This is a genomic window from Allobaculum sp. JKK-2023, from assembly GCF_034745455.1.
Lineage (GTDB): Bacteria > Bacillota_I > Bacilli_A > Erysipelotrichales > Erysipelotrichaceae > Allobaculum.
On sequence record NZ_JAYERV010000003.1, the window covers coordinates 3,079,790 to 3,096,127 of the forward strand.

Genomic DNA, 16,338 nt, shown 5'->3' on the forward strand with positions numbered 1-16,338 from the left:
TCTGCAGCGAGTTTTAATGAAGAGCTTTCAGGAAATTCAGCAGATCCTGTGTGGAAAGAACAGGGATCATTTTGGCGTATTGTCCATAGATTCCAGCAATGGAATCGGCTGTGTTCCATTCGTGCGGCGGCTCGGTATTCAGCCACCAGCAGACTTTGCTGGTGCGGGCGATCTGCTTGAAAATATCTTCACAGGATTCATTTTGATTGTTGCGTGCATCGCCGATAAAGATGGTCATCGTCTCTGAAGTAAACGCCTGCCGGTGTTCTTTTAAGAGCGTCTGGAGCGGTTTGCTGTAATCCGAATAGACCCCGCGGGTTGGAATGGTCGCAAAGACCTGTCGAATGGCTTCCTCCACGTCTTCGGTTTCCATGAGGCGGGAAATGTCATACAGCGAATTGACAAAAGCAAAGACCTGAATTCCGCCAGGAAAGACATCGACCAGCGAATGCAGCAAGGTCAGCATCATCTGACTGGCGCGGATACAGGAGCCGGAAATATCCAGAACAAGGACAATTCTGGTTTTATTGGGACGGGGCTGCCGGAATTGCAGCTGCAGCGGGATTCCGCCCGTTTTACAGGCATTGCGAATGGTTGCTCCCACATCCAGAGTTCTTCTTTCTGTGCTTTGAATGTTACGGCGCATCCGGGTTTTTAAGGCGAGGGCATTTTTTTTGATGGCTTCATAAATCTGCTTCTGCTCTTCAATGCTTAAGCGTGTCAGGTTTGTCTGCAAAAGTTCGTCATCAATCAAAAAGTCCTGGTGCACGGTCTGGACGGCTGAGGTACCACCGTCAAATTCAGGCCGATGGTTTTGAGCGGCAAGCTTTTTGATAAAGTCAGGCACCGTTTCTTTCTGTTTGCGAACGATCTCATCAATACGTTTCTGTGTCTTTTGAATCTCATCCGTCATGGCGCGGGCCCGTTTGTTTTGTTCGGCATCAAAGTGCGAAAGCTGCTTCTGGATTTCACGGTTGAGCTCACTGCGTTTTTGAGCGCCCGCCGACTCCATTTTTTCCATCTCCATGCGGGTCAGGATCAGAAGGTCACTGATCGCTCCTTGCAAAGTGCAGGCTGTCTGGTCGTTTTTTTGAAAAGAATCCAGAATCCATAAAGAAGCCTGTTCCATGGCTGCCGGATACTGACTGCCAAGCAGAAAATTTCCAAAAGCCTGAGGTGAGGCTGTTTTGGTCTTTTCCAGAAGCTGCCCAAGCTCCGTAGCCGTCTGAGGAAAGTTTTGAAAGCCTGAATCTTCGAGCTTTTTTTGAAGCTGCTGGAGGAGTCGAAGCGTGTTCTCAATCTCGCCAAAGGACTTTGAAAATTCGTGCTCCAGCCACTGGTCAAACTTCTGGTCTGCCTCTTTTTGGAGCCGTTCTTTCATTTTTTCCCGCTCACTCTTACTTTCTGCTTTCATGGCCTTCAGGCGCTTGCTTAAGTCGCTTTTGACCCCCTGGAGGGCCTGGTGCTGTTCCTCCTCTTCTTTTTTGTGGGGAATCCTTTCCTGGTTCGCCTGAAAATAGTGAAAAAGCTTGGGAAGCAAGGTCGTCTGTTCAGGTGTTTTTGAAAAGACAACATTGAAGATTCTGATCAGTGTATCGTCTTTTTCTTTCTGTTTTTTTTCCTTCTGGTCTTTTTTCTCGTCAGATTGTTTTTCTGTCTGTTGATCGTTTTCGATTTCAACCTGACTGATCATGTCCAGAGCAGAAAGCTGCTGCCTGGAGGAAACAGAAAACCCATTCTGGTTGAGAAAGTCACAGAATTCAATCAGAAAGCCATTCTGTTCAGGGGCCTGTGTCATCCCATTTCTCCAGAGGCCTCTTCTTCAGATTCAGTCTGCAGGGCCATGCTGGCCAGAATCTGTCTGCAGGGATCAAAAACTGAAGAACAAGTTCCATTGGGCTTTACAAAGCGCTGGTAGTCTTCTTCGTCTTTGAACAGGGCACCGAGTGTACTGACCAGTTTTACATTGGGATCATCAACAGCCGATACCATTTGTCTGGTCCATTCAATGGCCTCAGCAACGGAAGGAACATGATGAAGTTTGGTGGATTGTTTTGCCAGTTCAACCATGACTTGGGCCACTTCCGCAAGGAGGGCTGGATCCGCCTGAACATTGGCTTTGAGAATTTCTAACATTTCGCTCTTGGTTTTTGTCGGAATATACAGGTAGCTGCATCGGCGGCGTAAAGCCTGGGAGAGTTCCCGGTATCGATTAGAAGTCAGGATGACAATCGGTCTTGTTTTTTCGTCTGCATGAACAGTTCCAAGCTGTGGAATCGACAGGGAATAGTCTTCCAGAAATTCGAGCAGCGTGTATTCGATTTCTTCGGAAGCCTTATCGACTTCGTCAAGAAGCAAAACACAGCGCTGGTTGTTTCGAATGGCTTTGAGTAAAGGCCGCTCGATCAGAAAGTCTTCACTGTAAAAGTTCAGGCCGCTCACTGCCTGCAGACATTCATCAATCGACTTGTTTTTGAGGGTTTCCTGCAAAGAGGCAGAAATTGCCTGGATGGTCAGCAGCTGCCGCTGGTAGTCATAGTCAAACAGGATTTTATCGGCTGTCTGTCCTTCATAAAACTGCACCCGGATCAGTTCGGTATTGAGCATGCGGGCAACCGCTTTAGCCAGTTGGGTTTTGCCCACACCTGGATCTCCTTCAATCAGCAGCGGTGTATTGCAGTCGATGGCTGACTTCACCGCATAGCTGATCTGAGGGGAGGGAATGTAGCCAGAGGCCTCTAATCCCTGAGAAATTTCCTTGATTTTCATTTTTTTCTCCTTCTCTTTTGCCGGAAGATATTTTTTAGAAAGCCAAATTTATCTTTCCAGCTGTATCTTTCTGGCTGTATCTTTTTGAAAGACACTTGATTCAACGAAGTGACGATTCATCCACACTGGCAAGTAGCATACTCGAACTGGACTGTTCAAAAGGAATCGCCAGCTCTTTTTGCCTTTGGGCAGCTGCAAGGAAGAATTCCAAAAGCAGATCTTTTTTTGCAAAGAAAGATTTGTTTTTAGAAACGTTTTTCTGCCTGTCTTGGCTTTGAATGTTGCTGTTGTCTTATAATCGACGCTTCACTTTCATATACGCAGCCTTTAAACAAAATGAGTCAGTTCCAGCAAAAAAATAGATTTGACACGTTCAGAATAATGAATGGAAGGATCAAGTGAAAAAAATTCGCAAAAAAAGATGCCAGATTCTGGCATCTCGTATGATTTTGATGGAGGAGCGGGCAGATTTTGCAATGAAGGTCTGTCAGCTTCGGTTTGTTTATTGTTTTTCCATCAGGCAGGCAAGAATCTGCACGGCATTGGAAGCTGCGCCTTTGCGAATCTGATCCCCGCAGCAAAACAGACTGACCGTTTTCTTTTCCGGATCGGCCTGATCATAGCGGATACGGCCGACAAAGACCTTGTCCTGATTGGTGGTGTCAATTGGCATTGGATAGATGTTGTTTGCTGGATCATCGCGCAAAACAACCCCCTTTGAATCAGCCAGTCTTTCGCGCCATACATCCAGATCGACTGGCTTTTTGCATTTTACGGTGATCGATTCGGAATGAGAACGCCATACAGGAACGCGCACACAGGTGCAGTTCACATTCAGTTTCGGGCTGTGCAGGATTTTGCGGCCTTCATTTTGCATCTTCCATTCTTCAGATGTGATGCCGTTTTCATCAAAACCACCGATCTGTGGAATGACGTTAAAGGCAATCTGGTAGGCAAAGGCTTCCGGTTTGGCCTTTTCATCCTTCAGTTCGCGCTCCAGATCCCCAATCCCTTTGACACCGGCACCAGAAACGGCCTGGAAAGTTGTACAGATGACCGATTCAATGTCATAGAGATCGTCAAGATCATGCAAAGCCATTAAGGCGATAATGGTGGAGCAGTTCGGGTTGGCGATAATGCCATTGTGTTTGGCAATATCCTGTGCGTTGATTTCAGGAACAACCAATGGGACGTCTGGATCCAGACGGAAGGCAGAAGAGTTGTCAATAACAACGCATCCAGCTTTCTGAGCCCAGGGCATCCACTTTTTTGTTACATCATTTTCGCAGGCTCCCAGAACGTAATCCACGCCCTGAAAGGAGTCTTCAGTCAACTCTTCGACGATATGACCGTCAATTTCTTTACCGGCAGAACGGGCCGATGCTAAAAGCTTTACGTTTCCTTCAATCTTCTGCTCTTTGAGACATTCAAGCATCTGTCGGCCGACAGCGCCTGTTGCTCCTGCAATCGCAATGGTTTTCATGCTCTTTTTTCTCCTTGTTTGTCTGAGTCTGGCTCAGATTTTTTTCATCACGTTTTTTGTGTTTTTTGTATTTTGATCTGATTGTTTTGGATTGGAACATGTGGTGTTGAGTCAATTCTGGCTGGCCATCTTCTGACTGGAAAAGGCAGAAGGGACAGAGCAGAGTGGCTGGAGGGATCTATTCCGTTTCAAGGGCGACGTTGACCACTTCGATAAAAGGTTCAACTTCAACCGGGCGGATCTGGGAATCATCCGGGTGGACGAATTCTTCATAGATGACGCTGATGGTCCGGGAAAGATCTTTTTCATCCACCGCGATGGTGATGTTGATCTCGTTGGAATCCTGGGCAATCATCTGAATGTTGATTCTTTCGCGGCCTAAAGCTTCAAATAAGCGGCCGGCCATGCCGGGCTGATGGGACATGGAATTGCCAACGGTTGAAACCAGCGCAATGTGTTCCTGGACTTTGATTTCATCCGCATGGACTTCCTTTTTGATCGCATGCAGGATTTCGTACAGGCTGTCATCCACTTCTGCTTTCGAGACGATAACGGTAAAGGAATCAATGCCGCTTGGAATGTGTTCAATGGAAACATTGAAGCGCTCTAACACGGACAGGACTTTGCGCATATAGCCGATTTCGTTGGACATGTGCTTTTTGTAAATATAGATCGACAGAAAGCCAGGCTTTCCGGCCAGACCCGTGATTGGATATTTGCGGGGCACATTCGAGGTTTCCTGAATGATGGTTCCGGCATCGTGCGGGCGGTTGGTATTGAGGATGTGAATCGGGATATTGCTTTCCTTGACCGGGAAGACTGCTTCTTCATGCAGGACAGAGGCACCCATATAGGAAAGCTCACGCAGTTCAGAGTAAGTAATGTGGGTAATGGGTTCCGGGTTTTTGACAACACGGGGATCGGCCATCAGAAAGCCGGAAACATCCGTCCAGTTTTCGTAGACATCGGCATCAAAAATATTGGCCAGAATCGAACCGGTAATATCACCGCCGCCGCGAGAGAAAACCATGATTTTGTCGTTGGAAGACAGGCCATAGAAACCAGGGAAGACAAAGCGGCTGGTCGTATTCATCACCGCACGCAGCCTTGCACGGGTGGCATCCCAGTCGATGCTTTTATCATGGTTGATCCGGATGACATCAGCTGCATCCACAAATGGATAGCCAAGATATTCAGCCATGAGTCTGGCACAGAAGTATTCACCGCGGGAGACGATTTCATTTTGGGTCATGGTCTGCAAACGGGCATACATTTCATCGAGTTCGCGTTCGACTGGATAGTTTAAGCCAAGGCTTTCTTTGATTTCGGTAAAGCGCTCCTTGATCAGCTTGAAGACATTGCTCGCATCGACATGGTACTGGCGATGGGCATCGAGCAGATAGAGCAGGTCCGTAATTTTGGAATCACTGGAATTGCGCTTGCCTGGCGCGGACACGACCACGAACCGACGGTCCGGATCGGATAAGACAATGTTTTTAACTTTTTCAAACTGGCTGGCGCAGGATACTGAAGAGCCGCCAAATTTCGTGACTTTTAAGGTCATTTGTTTTTCCACACTCCTATCATCATTTCCGGATCACGATCGCGTAAGGGCTCAAGCGAGTCGAGTGTCTTGTGCGCAATCAACCAGTATGCGCCAGACGGACCGGAGAGATCTGTGTTTAAAGTTGTATGACTTTTTTGGTCAGGATGCATCATCAGATTGGATTTATTTTTGGAATCGCTTTCCAATCGTTCGGCTTTTTGACATTTTTGCGATGGAATTTCTGCATTGTCAAAGCGGATGGCGGTTTCAAATCCCTCAATTTCGTGCAAGGAAAGGGTCGGATCAGATGGCCGGACAATCCAGTCTGTGCAGATCAGAGTCTGGTTGAGTGTGGAACTTTGATTGAGATGGATCGGCCGCATACGTCCATCCACGGCATCGAGCGCATCGGCGACCAGTGCCTGCGCGGTTGCAAGACCGCCTGCGCCCTGGCCATAGTAGCCAAGCTTGCCAAAGCTGGGTCCATAGACCAGCTGGGCATTGTAGTTTTCCTGAACGGATGCAAAGTAATCCGTCTCTGGTACAAAAACAGGAGCGATCAGGGATGCATGATGGTTGTCCTGGCGCTCAATTCTGGCAATGTGGCGGATTTTGCGGCCGTTCTTTTTGGCCAATGCGATGTCCTGATCGGTGATTTTCGAGATGCCCAGCGGTTTGGGAAGATCCAGAATGGGCGCATGGGTGAGCAGGGAAGCGGCAAGCAGGGTCTTATACCAGACATCAATGCCTTCGATATCGTTTGTCGGATCCGCTTCGGCATAGCCTTTGGCAATCGCATCTTGCAGGGCATTTTGAAAAGAAGTGCCATTGGCTTCCATGCTGGTGAGAATATAGTTGCTCGTTCCATTGAGAATCCCTTCAAAACCAGTCAATTGTTCAGCGCGGGAGAGTTTAAGCAGGGCATCGAGAATGGGAATGCCGCCGCCAACAGTTGCTTCAATGGCAATTTTTCCGCCATGCTGGCTGGCCAGTTCAAGATAGTCAGGCAGATATCTGCTCATAACAGCCTTATTGGACGAGATCACCGTCTTGCCCTGTTCAAGGGCTGTGCGAATCAGGGTGTTGGCCGGTTCCAGTCCGTTAAGACATTCAAAGACAAGATCAATGGCTGGATCGGAAACAATTTCCTGGCCGCGGCTTGTGAAGTACGGTTCGTCTGCCTTGGCGGGTCGGACAAAGACATGTTTCATGTTGAGATCGGGATGATCCTGACAGAGGCTTTCAACGCTTCTGCCGACGGTTCCATACCCTAAAAGGACACAGTTCATATAGACTCCTTGTAGTTTTTTTTCGTGATTGATGCTGATTTTTCAAAGCAAAGCGCCTGATTTTTCTGTCGCTTCAGGGCAGATTTTTTTGTCAGGTCTGTCTGGACAGTTTATCCTTGAATTGCTCTGAATGGTCCTTTTTGTCTTCTTTTCGAAGACATAATGGCTGCTTTGGATAAAAAAACCAGTTTGTCTCATTTGTTTTCAATAAATTTTCAGCGCTTTTACAACGTTTTCCTGCCGGAATTGTTCTCTGTGTAAAAACACTTGTATTTAAAACTTGCACATTGTATCATAGGGCATGTGCAAATTCAAGGAGTGGAATTTATGGAAGTTTATTACCAGTCAACCAGACAGAATACCCATGGAATTGAAGCCAAAGCGGCTGTTCTCCAGGGGATTTCACCAGATGGCGGATTGTACGTCTGGCCAAATCTTGGTGAAGAAAAACTGGATTTAAATGAAGTGTGCAAATCTGATTACAAAGGCATTGCCAGCATGGTCTTTAACCGGCTTCTTTCCGGCTACAGCCAACAAGAGCTGGAGGAGTGCATAGACAATGCTTATTCTCATACATTTAAAGTCGACCAGCCCGACACGATTACCCCGCTGGCAACGGTAGGGGATGTTGAGGTTCTTGAACTGTTCAGAGGACCAACCAGCGCATTTAAAGATGTGGCGCTGACGATCCTGCCCTGGTTTTTATCCAAGGCGCTGGCGGCCACCAATAAAAAAGCATTGATTCTGACCGCAACCAGCGGCGATACCGGCAAGGCGGCCATGTCTGGCTTCCAGGATGTCGACCATACCGGAATTTGCGTCTTCTACCCGGATGGTAAAGTTTCAGCGGTCCAGCAAAAACAGATGGCCAGTCAGCCTGGCAAAAATGTTCGGGTCTTTGGCGTTCAGGGCAATTTCGATGATGCTCAGAGCATGGTAAAAAAACTGTTTTTAGATGAAGAGTTGCGTGAGCGTCTGGCCAGAGAGCAGATTGTTCTTTCCAGCGCGAACTCGATCAATATCGGCCGGCTGATTCCGCAGATTGTTTACTATTTTGATGCGTATCGTCAGCTTGTCTGCAAAGGCAAGATTGCCATTGGTGATTCTGTTTCCTTTTCGGTGCCCACCGGCAACTTTGGCGATGTCTTGGCCGGTTATTATGCTTCGCTGATGGGACTGCCCGTTGAAAAATTTTATGTGGCCAGCAATGCCAACAACGTTCTGACTGATTTCTTAAAGACTGGCGTCTATGATCGCAACCGTCCATTTATTCAGACGATCTCGCCAAGCATGGATATTCTGATTTCTTCCAATCTGGAACGCCTGCTTTACTATGCTTCGGGTAAAGAGACAGACAAAGTAGCCGGCTGGATGAATGATCTGGCAACAAAAGGTTTCTATGAACTCGACAAGCAGACCAAAGAAATCATTCAGTCAATGTTTAAAGGCGGCTATTACGAGGATGAAGCCCTCAGAAAAACCATCAAAGACACCTATGATGCAACCGGCTATGTGCTCGATCCCCATACGGCAGCTGCCTACGCCTTAGCCAAAGAAGCCAGAAAAGACTCGAAGGTTCCAGTGATCGCGCTGGCAACGGCCTCCCCATATAAATTCACGCAGGATGTTCTCGAGGCCCTTGGAATCAGTCAGGAAGATCCATGGAAAGCCATGGAACAGTTATCGGCCATGCATGACGATCCGATCCCGGCACCGCTTGCTGCTTTGCAGAATGCCCCGATTCTTCACGATGCTGTGATCGCTCCCGAAGAGATGAAAGAATCCGTAGCCGCCAAGGCACTGGAGATCTTTCAATGATCACCGTCCGGACTCCGGCAACCAGTGCCAACTGTTCGATTGGCTTTGACTGCCTGGGCCTTGCGCTGGACTGGAAATCAGAGATTTCCTTTGAACCGGCCGAAACCCTGAAAATTACTGGCTGTCCGGCAAAATATGCCGGTGAAGATAACCTGGTGTATCAGTCCTTTGTGTATACGTGCAAAGCCTGCCATGTCGAAGTTCCAGGGGTGCATATCCATATTGATTCGGATATCCCATTTGCCAGAGGCCTTGGATCCTCCTCCCAGTGCATTGCAGCCGGGATTTTAGGTGCTGATGCGCTTTTGGATCTGCATCTGGATGATCGGCAAAAACTTGATCTGGCTACTCAGATTGAAGGACACCCCGACAACGTTGCTCCAGCTTTGCGCGGCGGGTTATGTTCCTGTATTTCCACAGGCAATACGAAAGATGGAAATCAGGAAATTCTGCCTGTTGATTTAGGAGCACATGGCTGGCATGTTCTCGTTGTGATCCCCGATTATGAAGTGAGCACCAAAGAAGCCCGCAAAGTGCTGCCATCTTCCATTTCGCTGCACGATGCAGCGAAGCAGGTGGGACATGCGCTGTTGTTTGAATATGCCTGGGTACATGGGGATGAAAACCTGTTGTATGAAGCCTGCGTGGATGTTCTCCATGAACCAAGCCGAAGCAAACTGATCAAGGATTATCCTGACCTTTACGCTCTTGCCAGAAAAGACAGGATTCCCTTCTGGATCTCTGGATCTGGACCCACTATGGCCTTTGTCAGTCAGAATGAAGATCTGCTTCGCAACCTGCAGCACTACTTAGCCTGCCGCGAAGTTCTTGAAGAGATGGACAGCCATCTGAAACTGCGCCTGTGTAAAGTCAGTGATCAGGGCGCGGAGGTCACCTATGGATAAGTATTATCTGGTCAGTTCCGATATTCTTCCGGATGTCATTGAAAAAGTGGTCGAAGCGCAGAATCTTCTGCGTACCGGCAAAACAAGAAGAATCTGTGAAGCCGTCAAAATGGTCGGCATTTCCCGTGGAACTTTTTACAAATATAAAGACAGCATTTTCCCTTTTGAAGCGGAAAATACAAGCCGCAAAGCCATCATCACACTGGTCATCCATGATGAAAAGGGTGTCCTGTCGATGATTCTGACACGGATCGCGCAGCTCAACTGCAACGTTCTGGCCATCAACCAGACCATTCCGATCAACCGGGTTTCCAATGTCGTTTTGACACTGGACATTACGGATCTTCCTGGCAATGTTGAAGATCTGGTGGCCCTGCTCAAAAAACTCGACCATGTCAACAGCGCTTCGCTGGTCAGCGTTGAGTAAGGCAGAGAGAGAATGAACCTCAATCGAATTCTGTCGTTTCAGTTTGGCATTTTCTTTCTGGTAGCCATGCTGTTGTCTTGCGTAAGCTCGGTTGTTTTCGATCACCAGTTCTATCTGGACCTGTATGAGCGGATTCATCTGGCCGAAAGGGAAGCTATCAGTTCATCCGATCTGGAAAATTCGATTTTCATGATGACCGATTTCGTTGAAGGAAAGCGCGATGATCTCAACGGTACAATCACCTGGAAAAATCAGGTCCAGCCGACCTTCAACACCAAGGAAATCCGCCATATGAAGGATGTCCGCACCCTGTGGCAGCGAGCGTATTGGGTGATGGTGATCTCCTGGATCTTATGCATCCTTGCCGCCATTGGCCTTCTGGCCAGAAACAAGCTGGCTGGACTTTATGATCTGATGCAGGGGCTGCTCGATGGACTGGCCTGCTTTGCGGTCGTGCTGGTTTTCTTTGGCTTCTGGTGGTTCATTGATTTTACCGGCTTCTGGACTTGGTTTCATACGATCGTCTTCCCAGGAAATATGGACTGGCTGCTCGATCCGGCAACGGATTTTATGATTGTGATCTGCCCGGAAGAAATGTTTTCGTCCATGGTTTTTCTGATTGCCAAAAAACTTTTGGCCGGACTGGCTCCAGTTGCGGGGCTGTGTATTCTGGCCCGAAAGACTTTGCCGATTTATCTTGAGGTCCATGATCTGGAAACAGACAAACAGTTGTCTGTCTGATCTGGCCTTTAACCTTTCTTTCAATATCTTTTGTCAAACAAGCCCTGGTTCGTTGAGTCAGGGCTTTCTTATTGGCAGATATGAAAACAGGACAACAGGCGAATGGACAAGAAGAGGTGCATTCAGACTCCGGCTTTGATCAGATGAACAGACAAACCAATGAACAGACAAAAAGCCTCATCCGAAGACGAGGCACGATTGGCAAAATGAGAAGAGAATCCCAAAATGAAATTTGAGGCTTAAAGCACGTGGTAGGCCTGGAGCAGTTTTTCAACATCAGTATTCTTGATCAGGCTGAGCACTTTATGCAGTTCGAGTTTTTCGATCCAGTTGAAGTGCATCTCGCTTAATGGACGACCGTCGCGCAGACTGACGGCTGCTTTGAGCAGGTCACGGATATCGTACTGGCTGCCCCAGACTTCTGGAACACCACGGTCGATATTGAATAACGTATAGACAGCTTCCATGCCTGTACGCATTGCGTATTCAGTTGTGAAGACAGTGTCTCTTGGTGTTTCGACGAATTCACCCAGGAAGGCGAAGTTTTCAGCCCCTTCTGGCACAACCGCCGGACGATCTCCTTTGGCACGCGGCATGAAGTAAGAGGAGGCAAATGGCATCATGACTGGAATGGTGTTGGCCGAGTTGGTGGCGAGATCCTCAATCTGATCTTCTGGCACACCAATGTGGTAGAGCCATTCTTCACAGATTTCTTTACCAGTGCATTCACCCATTGGCTTCTTGATAAAGTCACCTTTTTCATCTGGAGTCAGACCATACAGCCAGACAAGAACCTGGTTTTTTGGCTGGGAATGGAACTGAGGCTGACGGTTGATTGTCCAGGACATCAGCCAGCCAGAGTCTTTGGCAGTGACGATGCCGCCGGTAACGACTTTGCCGGATAATGGATCACGTTTGGTGATCTTTTCGATGTAAGGCAGAATCTTGTCATCAAGGGTATTGACCGTAACGCCCATCCATTTGCATTCTTCTGGATGCGAGTAGAACTTTTCAGGATGACCGAAACTTGGATCCTGAGCGGCAATCCGGCGCCACAGATCGAAGGATCCGCCTTCTTTGATTTCTGGCAAGTATTCGCAGACTTTATCCTGTCCGCCGATCGAAGAGTTTTCAACGTTGCTTCCTAATGTAATGAACAGATAGTCGTTTTCACCCAGATCGAGCGTGGAGTCTGTCCCATCGTGACGTAAGACAACACTTACAGCCCGTTTTTTACCATCAGGCTGAATGTCAAAGTTTACATCCAGAACTTCTGTATTGAAGTGGAACTGGGCTCCATGGTCTTCCAGATACTTCTGCATTGGCAGAATCATGGATTCGTACTGGTTGTATTTAGTGAAACGTAAGGCGCTCAGGGTTGGCAGACCGTCAATATGGTGGATGAAACGAGTCATGTAGCGTTTCATTTCCAGAGCGGAGTTGCAGTTGTAGAACGCGAACATGGTGCGCCAGTAGAGCCAGAAGTTGGTATCGAGAACTTCTTCATCGAAGAAGTCGGTGATGCGTTTGTCCTCGAGTTCTTCATCTGGAGTCATGAAGAATTTCATCAGTTCCATGCAGCCTTTATCGCTGACACCAAACTTGCCATCGGTATGCGCATCTTCACCCTGTTTTTCAGTCACGCGGCATAAGGAGAAGTTAGGGTCTTTTTTGTTGAGCCAGTAATATTCATCCAGAACACTGACGCCATCGGTTTCGATGCTTGGGATAGAACGGAACAGATCCCACATGACTTCGAAATGGTTATCCATCTCGCGGCCGCCGCGCATGACATAACCATTTCCTGGATAGTACCAGCCATCACAGCCGCCGCCAGCCTGTGGGTCGCGCTCGAAGAAATGCAGATGATTTCCAGGCATCTGACCATCACGGATTAAAAAGCATCCGGCTGTCAGAGCAGCAAGTCCAGTGCCGACAAAATATGCGGATTTTTCATCAATGCCTTCCGGTTTTTCCGGACGGGCGAAAGCTTCATAGTTACCACTTGAATAGTACATAGAGTCCTCCTTGAATCAGACAATTCTTTGAACAGAGTCTTCGCAGCGATTCCTCTTTGAGAAGACCTCATCCGATCGGCCTGTTTGCAAAAATTCAGGCGCTTGGTCGACCAGGAGTGAGCGGAGTGTGCTTTGAAGACTGGTTTTGTTCTTGATGGTTGTAGCATACAAGGATTTTAAAGGATGGGATATAAACAGCCGGCGCCGGGTGATCAGATTTTTATCACTGAGGCCAAAGTGTAAAAAAAACAAAAACCGGAAACGAGAAGTTCCGGCTTAAAAGGCTTTATTTGAAGGGGAACGATCAGTTCGAAAGGCTTCAAGCGCTTTGGTGATGGAGCCGCGAATCAGCGTGCTGGTTCGTTCCACAATGTATTCGGGCTTCTCTTTCATCCCGGTTGCGATCCATTCGAGCATGGTGCCCACAAAGGAATACTGGTAGAACTCAGCAATAAAAATCTTGTCCTTTTCGCGCACCGTCATATTGGCGGCTCTTTCTTCCACGACCTCAAGCAGCAGATCGTTAACCACCCGGTTGAGGTATTGTTCGATATTCTCGCGGCGAACCGAGTGATAGACATTGAGTACGAATTCCTTGTTGTCGAGCACTCCATAAAAAATATTGAGATAACCTTCCTGCCAGGTGTCATAGGTATTCTTCTTTTTCAGATATTTGCGGGCTTCTTCCTGACAGGTCCATTCCAGCAGATCATAAATATCCTGGAAGTGATAATAAAAAGTCATGCGGTTCAGACCACAGTCTTCGGTAATATCCGTAACGGTAATTTTGTCGAACGGCTTTTGAAGAAGAAGTTTCTTCAGTGATGCGCTTAAGGCATTTTTCGTGATTTTTGACATGGAAACCTCCCTGAGAAGTCGAGAACAGGATCAGCTGGTCATATACAGGACCATGACCTTCGGATCCGTTGATCCGCAAGTCTTTGCGGATGGAAACAGAAAAAGTATATCCAAAAGCCAAACTCTTTCAAAAGCAGAATTTTTTCAAAAACAGTTTGATCGGGCTGATCAGAAAGAACAAGACCAAAAAGAAGCTGGACGGGCGCACAAGCTGGAAAAACTGTTACAATCAACTCGAAATTTGGATCTGTCCAGAAAAATCGATTCATTCAGAAATGGATCTGGAAAAGAGGAAGTCTATGAAATCATTCATTCTTGCCAGTCAGTCACCAAGACGAAAAGAACTGTTAGGGAAGATTCTGCCTGAATTTGACTGTATTCCTGCCAAAGGAGAAGAGATCTTTGAAGCTGGAGCCATTGATCCAGCTGTTATGAAAGTGGCAGCAGCCAAGGGAAGAGAAGTCTTTGCGGATCATCCGGATGCGATTGTTTTAAGCGCGGATACGATCGTGGTGGATGGCGATCAGATTTTAGGCAAACCCAAAGACAAAGAGGAGGCCAGCAGGACTCTCCATCGGCTTTCTGGACGCTGGCATGAAGTCAAAACCGGTGTGGCTTTATTTGATGGCGACAGACTCCGTCAGCAAGTCGTGACCACTCGTGTTCATTTTCGCCAGCTGAGCGATGAAGAGATTGAAACCTACGTGCAAAGCGGGGGTCCGTTAGATAAAGCTGGCAGTTATGGCATTCAGGATGTCGATTTTGTGGATAAACTGGATGGATCTTTCAGCAATGTGGTTGGTTTGCCCATGGAACTTGTCAAAAACTGGCTTGAGAACTTGCTATAAAGAGCGGTCTCTATGTATAATAGGCAACGGATTTTCCCGAAGCGATTCGAAACGGGCATAAGCCTGTATCGACCCTTTCGATTCTCGAATCCGGCGATCAAAGAATCAGGATTAAAAAGAATTGAAAAAAAGGGTTGCAATGGCTCGGAAAATATCATATAGTAATCAAGCAGTCGCCGATATAGTATAATGGTAATACACGTCCATGGTAAGGATGAGCTCGTGGTTCAATTCCGCGTATCGGCACCATCTTGAATTCTTCACCGGGTACCCTACCCGGTTTTTCTTTTGTCCGACCAGCAGCAGTCATTGCTCTGGCCGTTTTTTTCTGGCCGAATTTTCTTCATCAGTCTAAAGGCTGGCAAAAAGAGTTAGATCCATCTGCGACAAACGTATAGACAAACTTATATTTGAAACTCCCGGCAGAGATAGACAATGCAATCGTAGAAAGAGAAAGACCATATAAGCGTAAAAAGAGAACGACTATACGAGCGTAAAAAAGATGCGACGATTCAAAAATGGACAGGATTGGGCTGACAGCTGGCCAGTTTGGAAAAGCAGGAACTCTTTTCTTACAAGTGATGCACTTTTCCATAACTCTGGTATATCGTAGAAAGAAAAGAAGATGAAATGCCAAAGCGGCATTTTCTTTGAATGGTCTTCTTCACCCCGCCCATTATCTAAAAGAATTTACACAATACAGACGATGCATAAATAAAGCCATCCTGCCCTTAGTGCCCAAAGCAGATTTGAAAGGACAGGGGGATGGTGGAAAAGCAAGGAGACACGGCCGTTTTGTGCAACGAAATTCTAAGGTGATCTTCATGGTGAAAACGCATAAAATCCATACAATTTTGAGACGGAAGTGAGAAAACGAAGACCAAAGGTGTGCATATACTGTTGAAAATAATAGCTGGTGTTTAAAATAATATTTATGTTGTCAGCCTGCATGTTCAGGCCTCAAGAATACAGCTGTATGCGATGGAAAAAGAAACCTGGACGATCAGGGGGCCATCGTTAAATCTGGAAGATCATTCTTCCGAAAATGAAATGAAAAGATCAGAAATCACACTGCTTTTTCATGCCTCCAAGCCTGAATTGGCTCTGGATTTGGAAGCAGGAGAAAGCAGAGCGCGTGTCTGGCAAATATCTTTTGTCTCCATACCCTGTGCCTGTTCTTTTTCATGTATAGCCAATAAGCTGAGTTTGACGGGTATGGTTGAATCTGCACGGTAGACAAAAGGAGTTTAATTATGAGTACTGTAACCAAAAAGGATCTGATTTCTCAGTTTTCCAAAGAGCTTTCTTTACCACTCAAAACTTCAAGTCTTTATGTCAACACAGTCTTTGACCTGATTACCCGAAATCTTGTTGAAGACAATGTCGTCGATCTGACGGGGTTTGGAAAGTTCGTTGTCAAATCCAGAGGCGAAAGGCCCGGCATGAGTCCGGTAACAAAAGAGCAGATTGTTATCCCTGCCAGCAAAACTGTGAAATTCACTTTGAAAAAAGGCTTAAAAGACGCTGTCAACAGTGAAGAAACTGTCACTGGCGATAATTCTGAAAGCAAATAGTTCAACAGGCTGATCGTGATATACTTGTACCATCTAATAAGACTTAGAGATTTAGATAGTAG

14 protein-coding genes and 1 tRNA gene are annotated in these 16,338 nt (G+C 47.0%); 8 read left to right on the forward strand and 7 right to left on the reverse strand.

Translation table 11 applies throughout. The features are described 5' to 3' along the window. Nucleotides 1-13: 13 nt before the first annotated feature. The 5 genes from U4956_RS12385 to U4956_RS12405 form a co-directional block, all read right to left on the reverse strand. Nucleotides 14-1,798 carry a VWA domain-containing protein gene (locus U4956_RS12385; RefSeq protein ID WP_323091001.1) on the reverse strand — a complete coding sequence of 595 codons (1,785 nt, stop codon included), beginning with the start codon at nt 1,796-1,798 and terminating at the stop codon, nt 14-16. Next, nucleotides 1,795-2,769, reverse strand: coding sequence for a MoxR family ATPase (locus tag U4956_RS12390; protein ID WP_323091002.1), 975 nt, complete (start codon nt 2,767-2,769; stop codon nt 1,795-1,797). Before U4956_RS12390 ends, U4956_RS12385 begins: the two co-directional genes overlap by 4 nt. A gap of 502 nt (nt 2,770-3,271) precedes the next feature. Further along, a complete protein-coding gene (locus U4956_RS12395) occupies nt 3,272-4,252 on the reverse strand; it encodes an aspartate-semialdehyde dehydrogenase (protein ID WP_323091003.1) in 981 nt (326 codons plus the stop codon). A 178-nt stretch (nt 4,253-4,430) separates the two neighbouring features. Beyond that, entirely contained in the window at nt 4,431-5,816 is a 1,386-nt protein-coding gene (locus tag U4956_RS12400) for an aspartate kinase (protein ID WP_323091004.1), read from the reverse strand. Continuing rightward, on the reverse strand, nt 5,813-7,087 hold the full coding sequence (locus U4956_RS12405) for a homoserine dehydrogenase (protein WP_323091005.1): 1,275 nt from the start codon (nt 7,085-7,087) through the stop codon (nt 5,813-5,815). The genes U4956_RS12400 and U4956_RS12405 overlap by 4 nt, the downstream gene beginning before the upstream one ends. Nucleotides 7,088-7,414: 327 nt before the next feature. On the opposite strand from U4956_RS12405, the gene thrC reads away from it, so the two are divergent. Genes thrC through U4956_RS12425 form a run of 4 tightly spaced genes read left to right on the forward strand, consistent with a single transcriptional unit; the run spans nt 7,415 to nt 10,978 of the window. Then, nucleotides 7,415-8,905, forward strand: coding sequence for a threonine synthase (gene thrC / locus U4956_RS12410; RefSeq protein ID WP_323091006.1), 1,491 nt, complete (start codon nt 7,415-7,417; stop codon nt 8,903-8,905). Then, nucleotides 8,902-9,810: a homoserine kinase gene (gene thrB / locus U4956_RS12415; RefSeq protein ID WP_323091007.1), complete on the forward strand. Its 909-nt coding sequence runs from the start codon at nt 8,902-8,904 to the stop codon at nt 9,808-9,810. The genes thrC and thrB overlap by 4 nt, the downstream gene beginning before the upstream one ends. Beyond that, nucleotides 9,803-10,237: an ACT domain-containing protein gene (locus tag U4956_RS12420; RefSeq protein WP_323091008.1), complete on the forward strand. Its 435-nt coding sequence runs from the start codon at nt 9,803-9,805 to the stop codon at nt 10,235-10,237. The genes thrB and U4956_RS12420 overlap by 8 nt, the downstream gene beginning before the upstream one ends. Before the next feature lie 12 nt (nt 10,238-10,249). Next, nucleotides 10,250-10,978 carry a DUF1461 domain-containing protein gene (locus U4956_RS12425; protein ID WP_323091009.1) on the forward strand — a complete coding sequence of 243 codons (729 nt, stop codon included), beginning with the start codon at nt 10,250-10,252 and terminating at the stop codon, nt 10,976-10,978. Nucleotides 10,979-11,217: 239 nt separating this feature from the next. Here the strand turns inward: U4956_RS12425 and U4956_RS12430 are convergent, their stop codons facing one another. Both U4956_RS12430 and U4956_RS12435 read right to left on the reverse strand, forming a co-directional pair. Further along, a complete protein-coding gene (locus U4956_RS12430; RefSeq protein WP_323091010.1) occupies nt 11,218-12,996 on the reverse strand; it encodes an oleate hydratase in 1,779 nt (592 codons plus the stop codon). A 276-nt stretch (nt 12,997-13,272) separates the two neighbouring features. Then, entirely contained in the window at nt 13,273-13,854 is a 582-nt protein-coding gene (locus U4956_RS12435) for a TetR/AcrR family transcriptional regulator (protein ID WP_323091011.1), read from the reverse strand. Between the two features lie 299 nt (nt 13,855-14,153). On the opposite strand from U4956_RS12435, the gene U4956_RS12440 reads away from it, so the two are divergent. The 4 genes from U4956_RS12440 to U4956_RS12455 all read left to right on the forward strand — a co-directional run bounded on the left by U4956_RS12440 (nt 14,154) and on the right by U4956_RS12455 (nt 16,276). Beyond that, complete coding sequence (locus U4956_RS12440; RefSeq protein ID WP_323091012.1) at nt 14,154-14,702, forward strand: Maf family protein; 549 nt, start codon at nt 14,154-14,156, stop codon at nt 14,700-14,702. Nucleotides 14,703-14,877: 175 nt separating this feature from the next. After that, a tRNA-Thr gene (locus tag U4956_RS12445) sits at nt 14,878-14,951 on the forward strand. Nucleotides 14,952-15,683: 732 nt separating this feature from the next. Next, the gene (locus tag U4956_RS12450; protein WP_323091013.1) at nt 15,684-15,938 is read left to right on the forward strand and encodes a hypothetical protein; all 255 of its coding nucleotides are present in this window, start codon (nt 15,684-15,686) and stop codon (nt 15,936-15,938) included. Between the two features lie 17 nt (nt 15,939-15,955). After that, nucleotides 15,956-16,276: an HU family DNA-binding protein gene (locus tag U4956_RS12455; protein WP_323091014.1), complete on the forward strand. Its 321-nt coding sequence runs from the start codon at nt 15,956-15,958 to the stop codon at nt 16,274-16,276. Nucleotides 16,277-16,338 lie beyond the last annotated feature (62 nt).

What these genes read in the sequence shown, in the direction of transcription:
- U4956_RS12430 (WP_323091010.1), bottom strand. Translation starts at nt 12,996, where the DNA reads ATGTACTATTCAAGTGGTAACTATGAAGCTTTCGCCCGTCCGGAAAAA.
- U4956_RS12395 (WP_323091003.1), bottom strand. Translation starts at nt 4,252, where the DNA reads ATGAAAACCATTGCGATTGCAGGAGCAACAGGCGCTGTCGGCCGACAG.
- U4956_RS12405 (WP_323091005.1), bottom strand. Translation starts at nt 7,087, where the DNA reads ATGAACTGTGTCCTTTTAGGGTATGGAACCGTCGGCAGAAGCGTTGAA.
- U4956_RS12420 (WP_323091008.1), top strand. Translation starts at nt 9,803, where the DNA reads ATGGATAAGTATTATCTGGTCAGTTCCGATATTCTTCCGGATGTCATT.
- U4956_RS12440 (WP_323091012.1), top strand. Translation starts at nt 14,154, where the DNA reads ATGAAATCATTCATTCTTGCCAGTCAGTCACCAAGACGAAAAGAACTG.
- U4956_RS12450 (WP_323091013.1), top strand. Translation starts at nt 15,684, where the DNA reads ATGGAAAAAGAAACCTGGACGATCAGGGGGCCATCGTTAAATCTGGAA.
- U4956_RS12400 (WP_323091004.1), bottom strand. Translation starts at nt 5,816, where the DNA reads ATGACCTTAAAAGTCACGAAATTTGGCGGCTCTTCAGTATCCTGCGCC.
- U4956_RS12390 (WP_323091002.1), bottom strand. Translation starts at nt 2,769, where the DNA reads ATGAAAATCAAGGAAATTTCTCAGGGATTAGAGGCCTCTGGCTACATT.
- U4956_RS12435 (WP_323091011.1), bottom strand. Translation starts at nt 13,854, where the DNA reads ATGTCAAAAATCACGAAAAATGCCTTAAGCGCATCACTGAAGAAACTT.
- thrC (WP_323091006.1), top strand. Translation starts at nt 7,415, where the DNA reads ATGGAAGTTTATTACCAGTCAACCAGACAGAATACCCATGGAATTGAA.
- U4956_RS12425 (WP_323091009.1), top strand. Translation starts at nt 10,250, where the DNA reads ATGAACCTCAATCGAATTCTGTCGTTTCAGTTTGGCATTTTCTTTCTG.
- thrB (WP_323091007.1), top strand. Translation starts at nt 8,902, where the DNA reads ATGATCACCGTCCGGACTCCGGCAACCAGTGCCAACTGTTCGATTGGC.
- U4956_RS12385 (WP_323091001.1), bottom strand. Translation starts at nt 1,798, where the DNA reads ATGACACAGGCCCCTGAACAGAATGGCTTTCTGATTGAATTCTGTGAC.
- U4956_RS12455 (WP_323091014.1), top strand. Translation starts at nt 15,956, where the DNA reads ATGAGTACTGTAACCAAAAAGGATCTGATTTCTCAGTTTTCCAAAGAG.